This window comes from Thermodesulfobacteriota bacterium (assembly GCA_030583865.1).
Taxonomy (GTDB): domain Bacteria; phylum Desulfobacterota; class GWC2-55-46; order GWC2-55-46; family GWC2-55-46; genus UBA5799.
The window spans coordinates 1791146-1808093 of the sequence record CP129479.1 but is presented as its reverse complement, the minus strand read 5'-3'; the positions used below and the strand labels follow the sequence as shown (position 1 = coordinate 1808093).

Annotated in this window: 17 protein-coding genes; 14 read left to right on the top strand and 3 right to left on the bottom strand. The window is 58.7% G+C overall.

The window, feature by feature from the left end:
• The first annotated feature begins 46 nt into the window (after positions 1-46).
• From ftsE to gltA, 11 genes are all read left to right on the top strand, one after another.
• Positions 47-697 carry a cell division ATP-binding protein FtsE gene (gene ftsE / locus QY316_08590; protein WKZ31977.1) on the top strand — a complete coding sequence of 217 codons (651 nt, stop codon included), beginning with the start codon at positions 47-49 and terminating at the stop codon, positions 695-697.
• Positions 698-1594: a permease-like cell division protein FtsX gene (locus QY316_08585; GenBank protein WKZ31976.1), complete on the top strand. Its 897-nt coding sequence runs from the start codon at positions 698-700 to the stop codon at positions 1592-1594.
• Positions 1591-2754 (top strand): peptidoglycan DD-metalloendopeptidase family protein, encoded by a 1164-nt coding sequence (locus QY316_08580; protein ID WKZ31975.1) that lies wholly within the window; start codon positions 1591-1593, stop codon positions 2752-2754. The genes QY316_08585 and QY316_08580 overlap by 4 nt, the downstream gene beginning before the upstream one ends.
• A gap of 251 nt (positions 2755-3005) precedes the next feature.
• Positions 3006-4325, top strand: coding sequence for a S41 family peptidase (locus QY316_08575; protein ID WKZ34101.1), 1320 nt, complete (start codon positions 3006-3008; stop codon positions 4323-4325).
• A gap of 67 nt (positions 4326-4392) precedes the next feature.
• Positions 4393-5298 carry a divergent polysaccharide deacetylase family protein gene (locus QY316_08570; GenBank protein WKZ31974.1) on the top strand — a complete coding sequence of 302 codons (906 nt, stop codon included), beginning with the start codon at positions 4393-4395 and terminating at the stop codon, positions 5296-5298.
• Positions 5299-5536: 238 nt separating this feature from the next.
• Complete coding sequence (locus QY316_08565) at positions 5537-5740, top strand: cold-shock protein (GenBank protein WKZ31973.1); 204 nt, start codon at positions 5537-5539, stop codon at positions 5738-5740.
• Positions 5741-6208: 468 nt separating this feature from the next.
• Positions 6209-7087 carry a polyprenyl synthetase family protein gene (locus QY316_08560; protein WKZ31972.1) on the top strand — a complete coding sequence of 293 codons (879 nt, stop codon included), beginning with the start codon at positions 6209-6211 and terminating at the stop codon, positions 7085-7087.
• A 6-nt stretch (positions 7088-7093) separates the two neighbouring features.
• The gene (gene dxs, locus QY316_08555) at positions 7094-8986 is read left to right on the top strand and encodes a 1-deoxy-D-xylulose-5-phosphate synthase (GenBank protein ID WKZ31971.1); all 1893 of its coding nucleotides are present in this window, start codon (positions 7094-7096) and stop codon (positions 8984-8986) included.
• Positions 8987-8988: 2 nt separating this feature from the next.
• A complete protein-coding gene (locus tag QY316_08550; protein WKZ31970.1) occupies positions 8989-9741 on the top strand; it encodes a TlyA family RNA methyltransferase in 753 nt (250 codons plus the stop codon).
• A 97-nt stretch (positions 9742-9838) separates the two neighbouring features.
• Entirely contained in the window at positions 9839-10690 is an 852-nt protein-coding gene (locus QY316_08545; protein ID WKZ31969.1) for a sulfide/dihydroorotate dehydrogenase-like FAD/NAD-binding protein, read from the top strand.
• A 126-nt stretch (positions 10691-10816) separates the two neighbouring features.
• Positions 10817-12235 carry an NADPH-dependent glutamate synthase gene (gene gltA, locus QY316_08540; protein WKZ34100.1) on the top strand — a complete coding sequence of 473 codons (1419 nt, stop codon included), beginning with the start codon at positions 10817-10819 and terminating at the stop codon, positions 12233-12235.
• Positions 12236-12333: 98 nt separating this feature from the next.
• Here the strand turns inward: gltA and QY316_08535 are convergent, their stop codons facing one another.
• The 3 genes from QY316_08535 to QY316_08525 all read right to left on the bottom strand — a co-directional run bounded on the left by QY316_08535 (position 12334) and on the right by QY316_08525 (position 14051).
• On the bottom strand, positions 12334-12663 hold the full coding sequence (locus QY316_08535) for an ANTAR domain-containing protein (protein ID WKZ31968.1): 330 nt from the start codon (positions 12661-12663) through the stop codon (positions 12334-12336).
• 93 nt (positions 12664-12756) lie between these two features.
• Positions 12757-13038 (bottom strand): ANTAR domain-containing protein, encoded by a 282-nt coding sequence (locus tag QY316_08530; protein WKZ31967.1) that lies wholly within the window; start codon positions 13036-13038, stop codon positions 12757-12759.
• 110 nt (positions 13039-13148) lie between these two features.
• On the bottom strand, positions 13149-14051 hold the full coding sequence (locus QY316_08525) for a hypothetical protein (GenBank protein WKZ31966.1): 903 nt from the start codon (positions 14049-14051) through the stop codon (positions 13149-13151).
• A gap of 742 nt (positions 14052-14793) precedes the next feature.
• Between QY316_08525 and QY316_08520 the strand changes: the two genes are divergently transcribed.
• From QY316_08520 to QY316_08510, 3 genes are read left to right on the top strand one after another with little or no spacing between them, the layout of a single operon-like run.
• Positions 14794-15219 (top strand): arsenate reductase ArsC, encoded by a 426-nt coding sequence (locus tag QY316_08520; protein WKZ31965.1) that lies wholly within the window; start codon positions 14794-14796, stop codon positions 15217-15219.
• Positions 15182-15886: a response regulator gene (locus QY316_08515; protein ID WKZ31964.1), complete on the top strand. Its 705-nt coding sequence runs from the start codon at positions 15182-15184 to the stop codon at positions 15884-15886. The genes QY316_08520 and QY316_08515 overlap by 38 nt, the downstream gene beginning before the upstream one ends.
• 9 nt (positions 15887-15895) lie before the next feature.
• Positions 15896-16933, top strand: coding sequence for an ATP-binding protein (locus QY316_08510; protein WKZ31963.1), 1038 nt, complete (start codon positions 15896-15898; stop codon positions 16931-16933).
• The last annotated feature ends 15 nt before the right edge of the window (positions 16934-16948 follow it).

Genomic DNA, 16948 nt, shown 5'->3' with positions numbered 1-16948 from the left:
AAAACGAGTCTTTTCCAGATATTTCCTCCCCAGAGGACTGTTGCCGATGATACAGATGTTCCATGTCTCCAAGAGCTACGAGGGCGGCGCGCCGGCCCTTACGGACATAACGCTCAAGGTGCAGAAAGGCGAGTTCGTCTTCATAACCGGGCCGAGCGGCGCCGGCAAATCCACCCTCCTTAAGATAATGTGCGGCTCCGAGGCGCCTACCGAGGGTCAGATAATACTCGACGGGAGGAACTACGTGAGGATACCCCCTGAGGAGCTCCCGCCCTTGAGGAGGCGTATCGGGTTCGTATTCCAGGATTTCAAGCTCCTTCCGAAAAAAAGCGTATACGACAACATAGCCCTTTCCCTGAAGGTCATGGGGACGCCTCCTTCGGAGATAAAAAAGCGGGTAACGAAAATGCTCTCCTATGTGAGGCTCCAGCACCGCGCGAATTTCAAGCCGCTTCAGCTCTCCGGCGGGGAGCAGCAGAGGGTGGCCATCGCAAGGGCCCTCGTGAAGGACCCGGCCATAATACTCGCGGACGAGCCTACGGGAAACCTCGACCCCGAGCTCTCGGTCCAGATAATAGAGCTTTTCAGGGAAGTGAACAGCCGCGGCACTACCGTGGTAGTCGCAACGCACGACAAGGGCCTCCTTGAAAGGTACGCGAAGCGCACCATAGCCCTCGAGGCCGGGAGGCTCGCGTAGATGGCGGGGACAGGCTCGGCGAATATCTTCTACATCGTCTCCGACGCCCTGGGCTCCCTCAAGGAGAACAAGGGCACGACGGCGCTTACCTCGCTTACGCTCGGGTTTTCGCTCGCGATATTCTCGCTCTTCGCCTTCGTGATAACGAACCTCAATACGGTCGTAAAGAGCTGGGGCGACAGGACCCAGGTCATAGCTTACCTGAAAGACGCCCCCGGCCCGTCCCCAGAGGCCCTGAAGGAGAAGATACTCGGGATGGAAGGGGTCAGGGGCGCGGAGTTCGTATCCAAGGAGAAGGCCCTCGGAGAATTGAGGCTCGAGCTCAAGGGGCACGAGGGCATACTCGAAGGGGTCGATTCAAACCCGCTCCCGGCGTCGTTCGAGATCAAGGTACACGAAGAGTACATAGAGCCCGCGAGGCTTGCATCAATCGTTTCGGGGCTCAAGGCCGAGGCCTGGGTCGAGGAGGTGCAGTACAGCAAGGAATGGGCCGAGAAGCTCGCCTCCCTGCTGAGGTTCATAAAGCTCGCCGCCGCGACCATCGGCCTTTTTCTCGCCGCCGCGACCCTCTTCATAATCTCCAATACGATAAGGCTCGCGGTCTACTCGCGCCGGGACGAGATCGAGATAATGAAGCTCGTCGGCGCCTCTGACATGTACGTGAAGGCGCCCTTCATGATAGAGGGCGTAATCCAGGGCGTTTTCGGCGGCCTCCTCGCGATGGGCATACTGGCCGCCGGCAGGGCCGCGATAATGGGCCAGGTGCCTCCGTACCTGAGGTTCGCCCTTGAGATGCCCTACCCGGTCCCGCTCTTTCTCGTTGTGCTCGCCGCCTCGGGTGTAATAATGGGCGTTGCCGGGAGCCTCATATCCATGAACAGGTTCCTCAAGGTATGAGGCGGCTTGTCCTTGCGCTCCTCCCGCTCCTTATCGCGGCGTGCTGGGGCAATGCCCTTGCCGCCGAGAAGAGCGCAAGGCAGGAGCTTCTTAAAAAAGAGAAGAGCCTCGAGGACGTAAAGCGGCAGATAAGGGAAAATAAAAAAGGGATTACCGAGGCCGCCGAGAAGGAAACCGGCATACTCGGCGAGCTCGAGGGGATAAGCAAGGACCTCGAGGCCAAGAGGGAAGAGCTCAGGGCCGTAAGGGCTTCGATCCAGAAGATACGGAAGGAGTCGGCGAAGGTCGGCGCCGAGATAGAGAGGCTCGAGGCGCGGAAAAAGGAGCTCGCGGACAGGCTCAAGGCAAGGCTCAAGGCCATGTACAAGATGAAAAGGGGCGAGGCGGTGGAGGTCCTCTTCTCATCGGACGCCGGGAACCTTGGCAAGAGGCACAAATACCTCACGATGCTGATGGACATGGACGCCGAGCTCATGGAGGACTTCTCGGCGATAATAGCAAGCCTTGAGGCCGAGAAGGAGAAAAACGCCGGGCTCCTTGCCGAGCTAGGCAAGGCCAGGGGAGAGGCCCTCTCAAGGCAGAAGGAGGCTGAGGCCATCCAGAGGAAAAAGCTCGCGCTCCTTGCGAGCGTCAAGCAGGAGAAGGCGAGGCGCGAGCGGGTCGCCAAGGAGCTAGAGGAGGCCGCGGCGGAGCTATCGAAGCTCATAGACAGGCTGAGGGCCGCGGAAGACGAATCGCCGCCGCCGGGCGCCGGTTTCCCTTCGATGAAGGGGAGGCTGCCCATGCCGGTAAAGGGAAAGGTCGTCTCGTTCTACGGGAAGGTAAAACACCCGAAGTTCCAGACGGTTACCTTCAATAACGGCATCACGATAGAGTCACCGCTCGGGCAGCCGGTAAAGGGCGTCTACGCCGGCAAGGTGATTTATGTCGGGTGGCTCAAGGGCTACGGGCAGGTTATGATTATAGACCACAAGGGCGGCTTCTATACCCTTTACGCGCATCTCGGCAAGGTCCTGAAGGAGACGGGCGACGAGGTCGAATCCGGGGCTGAGGTCGGCCTGATAGGCGACTCCGGCCCGGACGGCAGGCCCGGCCTTTATTTCGAGATACGGCAGAAGGGGGTCCCCAGGGACCCGATGGCCTGGCTTTCAACGCGGTAAAAAATTAAGGCTACCTCTAAAAATGATTATTTTTCCTGGTCTCTGTGTCAGGGCTGAATAAAAAAGCTCACATATTCCCATATATGCTGCGCTTTTTATTTCCGCCCTTCCTTGACCTCGGAAAAATCCTTAATTTTTAGAGTCACCCTTATGTGATTTTTGTGTTTTAAGGACGGCTCGTCATTTGTTATAATGTTGGAACTGCGGCCAGTTTCGGCTTTCATAGCGCAGAGAAGGAGGAAAAAATTTTGATGAGGAAGATATTCGACCCCAGGCTCCTGGCCGGGGCTTTGGCCATAATAGCGGTCTTCTCATTTTCATCCTGGGGGGTGCAGAAGTCGGCTTCGGTGCCGGACGGCACCTACGAGACCCTGAAGCTCTATACCGACGTCCTGGGCATCGTGCAGGATAGCTATGCCGAGGACATCGACTCGAAGGACGTCATCTACAACTCCATAAAGGGCATGGTCAAGGGGCTCGACCCTCATTCGAGCTTCATGACCCCCGAAGAGTACAAGGAGATGCAGGTCGACACCAGGGGGAGCTTCGGCGGCCTCGGCATCGAGATAGGCATGCGGGACAACGCCCTTACGGTAGTCGCCCCCATAGAGGACACCCCGGCCTTCACGGCAGGCATCCTCGCGGGCGACAGGATCGTGAAGATAGGGGACAAGCACACCAAGGACATAAGCATCCAGGACGCGATAGGTCTCATGAGGGGGCCCAAGGGCACCCCGGTGACCATCCATATAATGAGGGAAGGGTTCGACGAGCCCAAGCCGTTCACGATCGTCAGGGCCATCATAAAGGTCAAGAGCGTCAAATATAAGATGCTCGAGGAAGGCATCGGCTACGTCAAGCTGAACCAGTTCCAGGAGCGCACCTCCGAGGACCTTGACAAGGCTTTGAAGGACCTCGCCTCCAGGACCAACGGCGGGCTTACGGGGCTGGTGCTGGATTTGAGGAACAACCCCGGAGGGCTCCTCCAGGAGGCGGTCTCTGTCTCGAACGAGTTCCTCGACTCCGGCCTCATTGTCTATACGAAGGGCAGGGCGCCCGGGCAGAACATGACCTTCAACGCGGACAAGGCCCGGAGCCAGCCGGACTATCCGATAATAGTGCTCGTGAATAACGGGAGCGCTTCGGCCTCCGAGATAGTCGCCGGGGCCCTACAGGACCACAAGAGGGCGGTCGTCATGGGCGTGCCCACCTTCGGCAAGGGCTCTGTCCAGACCATAATCCCGCTCTCGGACGGCTCGGCCGTCAGGCTTACGACGTCCAAGTATTACACGCCGTCTGGCAGGTCCATACAGGCCAAAGGCATCGAGCCAGACATCGTGGTGGGCGAGGCCCCGAAAGGGCATATCAAAGAGGCAGACCTCGAGGGCCATCTCGCGCCCGAGGGGCCGGCTGCAGAGGAAAAGGGCGAGAAGCCGGAAATAGAAAAGATAAAGGCGGCCCCGGCTGAGCCGTCCAAGCCGGGCGAAGAGCCCGAGGACATACAGCTCAAGGAAGCGGTCGAGTACCTGAAGAAGCAGCTGCAGAAGAAGGTCACTGCCAAGGCGAGCTGAAACTCAGAACAGTAAGGATGTCGGCAAAGGCCCCGAAAGGGGCCTTTGCCTTATGGAGGCGGCCTGAATGGGAAAGAGAAGGAAAAAGACCGGAGGGTATACCCTGGCGCTCATAGCGCTAGGGTTTATAACGGGCGCCATCATTGCCGTCCTGGGGCTCAAGTACATGGGCTTTGAGAGGACAGCTCCGGAGAGGCCCAGGGCGAGCGTTCCTCCTCCCGCGATGGTCGAGCCCGAGAGGAGGCCCGTTCCGCATGAAGCGCCTCCGCCCATTGAAGAAGAGCCGGTGCCGGGGAAGGCGATACCCCGTCCTCCGCTACCCAGGCTTGCCGTCGTCATAGACGACATGGGCCCCGACCTCAATAAGCTCCGCGAGCTTCTTGCGCTCGATAAGCCCGTCACCATTGCGGTGATGCCGAAGATGCGGTATTCAAAGGAGGTTTCCAGGGAGGCGGCCTCGGGCGGCCTTGACGTAATAGTGCACATGCCGATGGAGCCCAGGAACACGGAAGGGCACAACCCAGGGAACGGCGCACTCCTGGTCGCGATGACCGACGAGGAGATAGCCTATCTGCTGGATGAGGGATTCAAGTCCGTCCCGGGCGCAATCGGCCTCAATAACCACATGGGCTCGAGGTTTACCGAAGACCCTGAGAAGATGAGAGTGGTCCTTAGGAACGTAAAGGATAGGGGGCTGCTATTCCTCGACAGCCGCACCTCGGCCGAGACCGTCGGAGGCTCTATCGCGCGCAAGCTCAAGGTCAGGAGCGCGGAGAGGGACGTCTTCCTCGACAACAATAGGGACGTGGACTACATAAAGGGCCAGCTGATGGAAGCGGTCAGCATAGCGAGGAAGAGCGGCAAGGCCGTCGCCATAGGGCATCCCTATCCCGAGACCATAAGGGCGCTCAAGGAGGCCATTCCAGGCCTCGAAGGCGTCGAGATAGTCGGACTATCCGAGATAGCGGAGTGAAGGACGGCCGGGTCATTTCCGTGGTAAACTCAGAAAAATGCAGCAAAATTAAAAGTTTAGTTTTAATAAAAAAGTCCTTGACACCAAAAATTTATATTGATAGTATTGCGTCAAATTATACATGGGATTCTTTGCAGTATGGGATGGGGTTATTGCCAGTCAGGCCGTGGAGGGACTCAGTAACTCCGCGGCTTTTTTATGCTGCAAGAGGGTACCAGAAAAACAAGGAGGCACTGTAATGGCAAGAGGCAGAGTGAAGTGGTTCAACGACACCAAGGGTTTCGGGTTCATCCAGCAGGAATCCGGCGAGGACGTATTCGTGCATTATACGGCCATCACCGGCGAGGGTTTCAAGACCCTTAAGGAAGGCGAAGAGGTTGAATTCGAGATAACCCAGGGACCCAAGGGCCCCCAGGCGTCGAACGTAATGAAAGTGGCTTAAGGCCGGCCCTGCCGATCTTAAACCGCGGACGGCTTTGTTCCTGAACCGCACTCCCCCTCCTGCCCAGGCAGGAGGGGGTTTTTAATTTTAAGGCTGATGAAAGAGTCCATCTGCGTCGAAGGCTGCGCCGTTTGACACTCCGGCGTACACGAAAAGTACGGCCTCATTTCTCGCTCCCCTGTTCCAACGGGGCCTCGCGGTCCGGAGCTTTTTGAGCAGCCTGAATAAGACATGGTTTTTTTTGGCAAGGTGCTAAAAACTGCCAATGACTACATGCGCTTTTGGCACAAGGAGGTCGCAACCAAATCGTAAAACCGTTTGTTTTCTTACCTCTGAATCCTTCCTTCATGCCCTTGTAATTAAATTTTTGTTCTGATAATATAATATATTAGCCGTTCAAGGCGTAGTCTCTTGCGTGCCTTGGGCAAGCCTCTTGCGTAATCTTGCGTAAGACCGGTTGGAGCGACCTTGGACCTTAATAAATATTTTACTGAAAAGACCGAGATCATAAACAGGACGCTCAAGGAGCTCCTGCCGGGTGAGGAGGAGTACCCTCAGACCCTGCACAGGGCCATGCACTACAGCCTCTTTGCCGGCGGGAAGAGGATAAGGCCGATACTGGTCCTTGCCTCTGCCGAGGCCGCGGGGGGAGAAGCATCGGGCGCCCTGAACATAGCCTGCGCCTTCGAGTGCATCCACACCTACTCGCTCATCCACGACGACCTGCCAGCCATAGACAACGACGACCTCCGGAGAGGCAGGCCCACCTGCCACAAGGCCTTCGGCGAGGCCGCGGCCATACTGGCGGGTGACGCGCTCCTCACGGCTGCGTTCGACATGGCCGCAAGGAGCGGGGGCAAGAGGTCGGCGGTAACCAGGTGCATCCTCGAGATGGCGAAGGCCGCGGGCTCGACCGGGATGATTGGCGGGCAGATGATAGACATTGAATCCGAGGGCAGGGAAATCCTATTCCCGGTCCTCGAGTACATACACATACACAAGACAGGGGAGCTCCTGCTCGCGGCCGTAAAGTGCGGGGCCATCCTCGGCGGCGCCAAAAAGAAGGAACTCGATTCTCTTACGAAGTTCGGCAAATCCATCGGCCTTGCCTTCCAGATAGCCGATGACATACTGGACGTCGAGGGCTCTACCCTGGAGATGGGCAAGAACGCCGGGTCTGACGAGAAGAAGGGCAAGGCGACGTACCCTGCCGCGATCGGCCTCGACGAGTCGAAAAAAAGGGCCTCGGAGCTCCTTGAGATAGCGCTGCATTCCATATCCGGCCTGGACGAGAAGGCCGACCCGCTCCGTGAGATCGCAAGGTACATAGTCGAGAGGAAAAGGTAGGCCGCGTTGAAGAGCGTCCTTGAGAAAATCGAGTCCCCGGCGGACTTGAAGGCCCTCGGCCCGGACGAGCTCAGGACCCTTGCCGAAGAGGTGAGGGAACTCATAATCGAGACCGTCTCCGACAAGGGCGGCCATCTCGCCTCGAGCCTCGGGGCCGTCGAGATAGCGATAGCGCTCCACCATGCGCTCGACACCCCCCACGACAGGATCGTATGGGACGTGGGCCACCAGGCCTACGCGCACAAGATACTGACCGGAAGGAGAGACGAGTTCAGGACGCTCAGGCAGTACGGCGGGATAAGCGGCTTTCCGAAACCCTCGGAGAGCCCCTACGACGCCTTCGTGGCCGGACACTCGTCCACGTCCATCTCCGCCGCCCTCGGCATGGCCTCCGCGCGCGATCTCGCGGGCAGCGCGAGAAAGGTGGTTGCCGTAATCGGCGACGGCTCGCTTACGGCCGGGCTCGCATTCGAGGGGCTCAACCAGGCGGGGCACCTCAAGAAGGACCTGATAGTCATCCTCAACGACAACGAGATGTCCATCTCCAAAAACGTCGGGGCCCTCTCGCAGTTCCTGAGCAGAAAATTGACGGGCCGCTTCGCCATGAACCTCAAGAAGGAGATCGAGAGGTTCATAAAGACGATACCCAGGTTCGGGACGAGGCTCCTCGATATCGCCAAGAGGGCGGAGGACTCGATTATAACGCTGCTTACGCCCGGCATGCTCTTCGAGGGCCTCGGGTTCCACTATGTCGGCCCTCTTGACGGACATGACATCGAGGCCCTGGTCGCCTCTCTCAAGGACGTCTCATCCGTCGACGGCCCGGTACTGCTGCACGTCCTTACAAAGAAAGGCAAGGGCTATCTCCCTGCGGAGTCCGACCCTGCCGCCTTCCACGGCGTGGGGCCGTTCATAAGGGAGACCGGAAAGCCGAGGAAGCCCTCGAAACCCTCCTATACCAACGTCTTCAGCTCCGCGCTCCTTGATATCGCCGCCTCGGACAGGCGAGTAGTCGCCATAACCGCCGCAATGCCCGAGGGGACTGGCCTCTCCAAATTCGCGGAAAGATACCCGGACAGGTTTTTTGACGTGGGCATAGCGGAGCAGCACGCCCTTACCTTCGCCGCCGGGCTCGCTAGGGAGGGTTTTGTCCCGGTCACGGCAATCTATTCGACCTTCCTGCAGAGGGCCTATGACGAGGTCTTCCATGACGTCTGCCTCCAGGACCTGCCGGTCGTCATTGCGATGGACAGGGCCGGCATAGTGGGGCAGGACGGCCCCACCCACCACGGCCTATTCGATATCGCGTATCTCAGGCACCTGCCGAATATGATAGTAGCCGCGCCCAGGGACGAGGACGAGCTGAGGCACCTCCTTTATTCCGCCGTGAATTACGGCAGGCCCGTCGCGCTCAGGTACCCCAGGGGCGCCTGCACGGGCGTAGACACCTCAGGGCCCATGAGGCAGATACCCCTCGGCATGGCCGAGGTGCTTAAGGAAGGCAAGGACGCGGCTATACTCGCTATAGGCAACATGGTGCATCCGGCGCTCGAAGCGGCAGGCCGCCTTGAGAAGGCGGGCGTCAAGGCCGGGGTAATAAACGCGAGGTTCGCGAAGCCGCTTGACGCCGAGTGCATCCTCCAGGCCGCTTCCTCTGCAGGGGCGCTCTTGACCGTCGAGGAGGGTTCGCTCCAGGGCGGCTTCGGGAGCGCGGTACTGGAGCTCCTCGAAGAGCGCGGCGTGCAGGTCCCTGTAAAAAGGCTCGGAGTGCCGGACGAGTTCATCGAGCACGGGAGCCAGGAGGAGCTTCGGGCAAGGCTCGGCCTTACCGCCGAGGGCATCGAGGCCGCGGCAAAGGCGCTTGTCTCGGGCTCAGGCAAGCTCAAGATGGCCTTCTAAGGGTGGGCGGCTCCGGGCAGAAAAGGAAAAAGGAGCGGATAGACAGCCTCCTTGTGGAAAAGGGACTGGTTCAGAGCCGCCAGAAGGCCCAGGCCCTCATAATGGCCGGCAAGGTCTTCGTGGACGGCGAGCTTGTTGATAAGCCGGGCAGGGAAATAGACCCCGAGTCCGAAATATCGCTGAAGGAAGGCCTGCCGTTCGTTGGGCGGGGAGGCGTGAAGCTCGCCTCGTTTCTCGACCAGACGGGCCTTGATGTGGCCGGGATGACGGCCATTGACATAGGCGCATCGACCGGCGGCTTTACGGATTGCCTCCTTAAAAGGGGCGCGGCAAGGGTATACGCCGTTGACGTCGGTAAGGGGCTCATAGACCAGGGCCTCCGGTCCGACCCAAGGGTAGTCGTCCTTGAGGAAAGGAACATAAGGTATCTGGACCCCTCCGAGGTCGGCGTCCCGGTAGACCTCGCGGTCATAGACGTCTCGTTCATATCCCTTGAAAAGGTATTGCCCAGGGTAATGGAGTTCCTTAAGGAAAAAGGGGCGGTACTGGCGCTGATAAAGCCCCAGTTCGAGGTAGGGAAGGGACAGGTGGGCAAGGGCGGGGTAGTGAGGGACCCCCGCATGCACGCCGAAGTCGTGGAGAGGATATCGAGGTTCTCGGAAGGCGTTGGCTACAAGGTCATTTCAACAGGCGAGTCCCCCATAACCGGGGCAAAGGGAAACAGGGAGTTCTGGATTCGGCTGGAAAAATCGTGATCGCTGATTTCATTGAAACCCGGAAACTCTTCTGGTATCATTCTCCGGCTTTTGGCGCCCTGATAACTTGACGGGTAACTTCACAAGGAGTCCAAAGATGTTCGAGATAACGGACAAGAAAGAGCTTGCCCATACCGTATACCAGTTCAAGGTAAAGGCCCCGAAGATAGCTGCCAAGCGGAAGGCCGGGCAGTTCGTGGTCCTCCGGATGAACGAAAACGGCGAGCGCATCCCGCTCACCATCGTCGATTCCGACGCCCGCGAGGGGACGATCACCATAATCGTCCAGGAGGTCGGTAAATCGACCGCCATGCTCGGGAACATGGGAGTAGGCGACAACATCCTCGACGTCGTCGGCCCGCTCGGCAAACCCACCCACATTGAGGACTTCGGGATAGCCGTTTGCGTTGGCGGGGGCATCGGCACCGCGCCGGTGTATCCGATAGCCAAGGCCATGAAGGAGGCCGGGAACAGGGTCGTCTCCATAATAGGCGCGCGCAGCAAGCCCCTCCTCATACTCGAGCAGGAGATGAGGGAGGTAAGCGACGAGCTGCATGTGACGACAGACGACGGGAGCTACGGCCACCACGGGTTCGTAACGCAGGTCCTCCAGAACCTCATCGACGAAGGCATGAAGATAGGCTGCGTCGTGGGCATAGGCCCGGTGCCCATGATGAGGGCCGTAAGCAACGTAACCAAGCCCTACGGCATCCCGACGGTCGTGAGCCTCAACCCGATAATGGTGGACGGAACGGGCATGTGCGGGGCATGCAGGGTGACAATAGGCGGAAAGACCAAGTTCGTGTGCGTGGACGGTCCGGAGTTCGACGGCCACCAGGTCGACTTCGCAGAGCTCATACTCAGGAACAGGAGCTACATCAAGGAAGAGAAGCTCGCGATGGAGGAGCTCACCTACCACGAAGGCGCGAAGTGCTACGAGAGGAAGTAGCCCGGAGGATTGTTGGAGCTTTTCTTGAGAGAACCTTTTTACAGAAAGCTTCCCCCGGAATACTCTGACAGGCCCTACAGGCTGACCTCATCTACGATGATATAAGGAGCGAGTCCCGAGATGGATATGGCCCCGAAAGAGATCAAGGAACGGATGAAAATACCGAAGCAGCCCATGGCTGAGCAGGACCCGAAGGAGAGGGTGGGGAACTTCTACGAGGTGCCTTACGGGTACACGCCTGAGCAGGCGATGGAGGAGGCCAGGCGGTGCATCCAGTGCAAGAAGCCCCTTTGCGTGGGCGGCTGCCCGGTCAATATAGACATACCCTGGTTCCTGAGGCTCTTAGCCGAGGGCAAGTTCGTCGAGGCGGCGAGGAAGATAAAGGAGACGAACGGGCTTCCGGCGGTCTGCGGCAGGGTCTGCCCGCAGGAGGACCAGTGCGAGAAGGTCTGCGTCATAGGGAAAAAGAACGAGCCGGTCTCCATAGGGAGGCTTGAGAGGTTCGCAGCCGACTTCGAGAGGGAGCACGGCGAGATAACCATACCGCATATACCCTCCTGGAGCGGCAAGAAGGTGGCCGTGGTCGGCGCGGGCCCGGCGGGGCTTACCGTGGCAGGGGATATGGTAAAGAAGGGGCACAAGGTAACGGTCTTCGAGGCGCTCCACGTGGCGGGCGGCGTCCTTGTCTACGGCATACCCGAGTTCAGGCTCCCCAAGAAGATAGTCCAGTCGGAGGTCGATTACCTCAGGCGCATGGGCGTCGAGATAGTATTGAACGCCGTGGTGGGGAAGATAGAGACGGTCGACGAGCTCCTTTCGAACGGCTTTGACGCCGTGTTCATCGGCTCGGGCGCAGGGCTTCCGAACTTCATGAACATACCCGGCGAGAACCTCGCGGGCGTCTATTCCGCGAACGAGTATCTTACGAGGGTCAACCTCATGAAGGCCTACATGTTCCCGGAGTACGACACCCCGATCATACGCGGCAAGAGGGTCGTCGTAATCGGCGGCGGCAACACGGCCATGGACGCGGCCCGGACCGCGCTAAGGCTCTGCCCCGAGGAGGTCTCGATAGTCTACAGGCGTTCGAGGGAGGAGATGCCAGCGAGGGTCGAGGAGATACACCACGGCGAGGAGGAGGGGCTCGTCTTCAAGCTCCTCACGGCTCCCAAGAGGTTCATAGGCGACGACGACGGAAGGCTCAAGGCGATGGAATGCCTCAGGATGGAGCTTGGCCCGCCAGACGATTCGGGTAGGAGAAGGCCCGTGGAGGTCCCGGGCTCCGAGTTCACGATGGAAGTGGACGTGGCGATCGTGGCGATAGGGAACGGGGCCAACCCCCTCATACCCCAGACCTCGCCCGACATAAAGGTAAACAAGTGGGGGAACATCACCGTGGACCCTGATACCGGCAGGACCAGCAAGAAGGGGGTCTTCTCCGGCGGCGACATCGTGAGGGGAGGCGCAACCGTCATACTCGCCATGGGCGACGGCAGAAAGGCCGCCGAGTCCATGCACGAGTACCTTACGACCGGCCTCTGGTAGCTTATAGGGAATCCCGGACGCCCGGTGGCCTCCCGTCAAGGTACGGGAAGCTGTAGAGATACCCCGCTGCTTGCGGTGGCTGCCAACCCTGGCTTTGGTCAGCCCGCCTGGACCCCGGATGACTTTTGGAGCTTCCGTGCGCTCGCATAAGGCTCTTCGATGGCCTTTCCAGTCAGTACCAGCGCCGCGGTTTCGGCCAGCTTCTGCCTTTTCTTGCGGCTTTCCCTCACCATGATGCCGAGGGCCTCCTTCTCGCTCAGACCTTTCTGCTCAACCAAGGTCCATTTGGCCTTGTTGACCAGGTTTTTCTCGCCTATTTTTCCCCTTATGACTTCGGCTTCCGACGAGAGGTTTATGTAAGCGGTGCATATCTTCTCGCATATGCTGCGAGGGAAGTTGCAGTTCCCATGCTGATTGCAGTTCTCCATTTCCGTATCCCTCCCTGTTCGAATGTTGAGGGCCGTTACATTTTCATAAAAGCATGCCAACCCGGGTGGAGCCGCTTTCGCAGCACTGATCCCCTACTGTTTTCTTTTGGCTTTCCGCCGCCGCGATACCGGCTTGAGCAGCCTGTTACCGAATAGTATGATCTCCGCGGCTTCAATAAGGGTCTTGTTGTGTTCAATCGAGAAGCTCTCAAGCAGTTCGCAAGCCTCTCTTTCCGTTACGCCCTTGGTGCTTACGAGAAGCCCCTTGGCCTTTTCCACGACCCGTTTCTCCTCGAGTTCGAGCTTGAGCCGGTCTATTTCAGCGCGGAGTTCGGCTAACGGCTTGCATGTCTTTCGGTGCGATTTTCCGCTCATTTGGTTTCGGTTCGTCCTGGCTGTATGCATGATGTCTTTTGGTCCTTGTACAACCGGGCGGGGCCGGGGAAACCCCGGCCCGCTCCGGATTGCACGGCAGAGCGAAAAGCTTACTTCGCGTGGCAGGTCTTGCAGACGCCGGAGCCGGTGTTTCCGCCGACCCTTCTGAGGAACATGCCGTCCGAGTCATCCTCGCTACCCCAGGTGTCGTCGACCTCGTCCCAGGACTTGTTGGCGAAGTGCGGGTCGTGGCAGCTGGAGCACTCGACCTTGCCGTTCCTGAGCAGGGTTTCGATGGTGCAGTCCGCGCATATGTAACCGTTGACCGCCCAGCGGTTCTGGTTGAGGTTTGTGGTGATCGCGCTGTGGGTCGTCGAGAAGACGTCAGAGGTGAGGTCTATCGAATCGAGCGTCGTCGACGTGTCCCTCAAGCTGGCCCTCGGGGCGATGTACTCGATTGAGACCGGGTGGTCGTTCGTCAGGTCCGTGCCGATGTTCAGGCGGGAGCTGCCAGTTATGCCGTTGCCGATCGGGTTTCCGTCCTCGTTGAAGTTCCAGCCCTGGCTGCCCGAGTTAAGGCCCTTGCCGGGCGCGTTCACCAGGTTGTCGAAGGTGGTGACGCCGTCATGGCAGCTCAGGCTGGCGAGCGTTGCGCCGCCGACCTGTGTGACGGTGGTGCCGCCAACGGTTGCGCCGTTCGGGCCGTAGGGGGTGTAGCTACTTGTGGAGTTGGTCCTGTTCCAGAGGGGCGCTGCCTCACCGGCGGCGAACCCGGTCACGTTCGTATGGTGAGGCGTATGGCAGAACACGCATATCTCGGTCGTGCCGGGTATTTCGTCGGCGATCCTGTGCATACCCAGGGCACCGAGGTTGTGCCTGGATTTGCCTATGCCGTTGGCCGGAGCATCAGCCGGGTAGTCGTCGACGTCGACCGCGTTGGCGACCGAGGCGGTGCCGAGGGCTATGAAGCCAGCTGAAGCGGCTGCTACTGCGAATATGAGAAACCTTTTCATGGAAGTTCTCCTTTAGTCGTTTATGGGTTGAGGGGGCGTCGAGGCCCCTACCTTCGCAGGGCCGTTTCATGAACACTGCTCAGGTCCCGCATGCAGCGGGCCGCCCAAGGCCAAAAAAAAATGCCTTGAGCATGCCGATATGAAATCGGCGATACTGCGAGGCATTCGTGGCCTTGACACCGGAGCCCTTCATGGGCTCCGGCTGTAATTGTTCAAGCGGCAATGTCAGGTCATTGCTTCAAAGGTGCCGAGCAAACCGACATGCATGGCTTCAAAAAGCCGGGCAGCCCGCCTTGAGCTACGTCCGGCCCTGTTTCAGCTCGTTAAGGGGCAAACCTTCTGGAACCCCTACTAATTTTTTTGACAGCGGAAGGTGTGAGTTCAAAAAAAAAGCCCTTCTATGCGCCTTAACGCATAAAAAGGCAATAGTCTTTTGCGCCTTTGTGGAAAATAACTGCCTGGGGTTCTGTATGACCCTCTCTTCTCACTTGAAGCCTCTCTGGTCTTGATTATATATAAGTCAGCCCATTCTATTGAATGGGATTAAAATTGTCAAGCTAAAAAATTAATCTCTTATTAATCTTCGGGTTATGCATGCGGCTGCGTGGAATTGTAACTACTGCATCCCCCTGCCTGAAAACGCTTCAAATTTTACTCAGGGCCGGTCGCTCGGTTATTTATCATTGCCTCCCGGTCGGTCCGGGTGTTAAAATAACGTGATATCCTGAAGAAAGGCGTTTTGATGCCGATTAAATTATTATTCGTGTGCGTAGGCAACACCTGCCGGAGCCAGATAGCCGAGGGTTTCGCAAAGCGGCACGGCGGGGTCAAGGTGGAGGTGCGTAGCGCCGGCACTAGCGCATCCGGTTTTCTCAACAGGAGCACCGTCGAGGCCATGAAGGAGGCCGGGATAGATATCTCCGGCCAGTCTTCGGACCAGCTTACGGACGAGCACATCCGGTGGGCGGACGTGGTTGTAACGATGGGCTCGGCCCCTGCCGACGAGATATGCCCTGGCTGGTTCAAGGGCAGGAAATACGACTGGAGGATAGAGGACCCGCTCGGAAGGCCCTGGGATGTCATGCAGCGGGTCAGGGACGATATTGAGAAAAGGGTCAGGGAGCTTATCATTGCAGAATGCGAACGGGTCCCGGATACTTGTCGTTGACGACGAATCCGACATACTGAACCTGCTTGAGTACAACCTCAAGAAGGCCGGGTTCCGCATACTCCTCGCCAGGGACGGCCCGGAGGCCATAGAGTCCGCAAGGGCCAACAGGCCCGACCTCGTCATACTCGATATAATGCTCCCCAATATGGAAGGGACCGAGGTCCTCAGGCGTCTTAAATCCAGTGACTCCACAAAAAGCATACCAGTCATAATGCTCACGGCCAAGGGCGAGGAAATCGACAAGGTGATCGGTTTCGAGCTCGGGGCCGAGGACTACATAACCAAGCCCTTCAGCCCGAGGGAGCTGATACTCAGGGTCAAGGCGGTCCTGAAGAGAACGTCCGAGCGGCCCGGAGGCGAGGAGGAGGGCCGGGTCATGACCTTCAACTGTCTCACGGTCGACCTCTCGAAACACAAGGTCTCTGTCGAAGGCAGGCCCGTAGAACTTTCGACCACCGAATTCCGGCTCCTTTCCGCGCTCATGCAGGCAGGAGGAAGGGTCTTGAGCAGGGACGCCATCCTGGACAGGGCTTGGGGCAGGGACTGTTTCGTCATACCGAGGACCGTTGATACCCATGTGAGGAGGCTCCGGTCGAAGCTCGGCAGGGCCGGAGACTTTATCGAGACGGTGCGGGGCGCTGGTTACAGGTTTAAAGAGGAGTAGGTTCGCCGCATGGGCAAGTACCTGATATTGGAGACCATCGCCCGCGAGATGAGGATAGGCGTCCTTGTCCTTGACCGGAACGGCTCGGCGCTCTACGCAAACCCGTCCTTCCTGCAGTTCTTCCCGGTCGAGGGCGGGGTCGAGGGGAAGCACGTTTCCGGGTTCATGACCAACGCGGCTCTACTTAAGGCCGTGGCGGGGTTCCTCGAGAAGAGGCGCGCAATCCCCGAGAGCATGGAGATAGGCGAGGGCCCTGTCTTCTACAGCGCCAGGCTCGTCCCGATAAAGGAGAAGGCGGACTTCTCGCTTATCCTCTTCCTCCAGGACATAACCGAGGAGAAGAGGGTCGAGACCATAAAAAGGGACTTCGTTGCGAACGTCTCGCACGAGCTCCGGACCCCGCTCGCCTCCATAAAGGGCTACTCCGAGACCCTCCTTGACGGCGGCATGGAGGACGGGGAGACGCTGAGGGAGTTCCTTCGCGTGATCGACAGGCACGCGACAAGGATGTCGAGGCTCATCGACGACCTCCTTACCCTTTCCAGGCTCGAATCCCACCAGATGACGATAGTCTCCGCGCCGGTCGACATAAAAGACCTCGTGCTCTCGATGATACCCGCGTTCGAGAAGCAGGCAAGGGACAAGTCCATAACGGTATCGACCGGCATCCCGGACGGGCTCCCGAAGGCTCTCGGCGACCACGACAGGCTCGAACAGGTGCTCGTGAACCTCCTCGATAACGCCATAAAGTACACCCCGTCCGGCGGAAGGGTTACGGTCACCGCCGGTTCCGACGGCCAGAGCGTCAGGGTGGAGGTGAAGGACACCGGCATCGGCATACCGGCTGCCGACATACCGAGGATATTCGAGCGCTTTTACCGGGTGGACAAGGCCCGGAGCAGGGAACTCGGCGGCACCGGACTCGGCCTCGCGATAGTAAAGCACATAATACAGGGGCATAACGGCAGGCTGCACGTAGAGAGCGCCCCCGGCGTAGGCTCGACTTTCAGCTTTTCGCTCAAGGCCTGCAAGCCCGGCAATCTCTAAAATTGATCTTTTCCC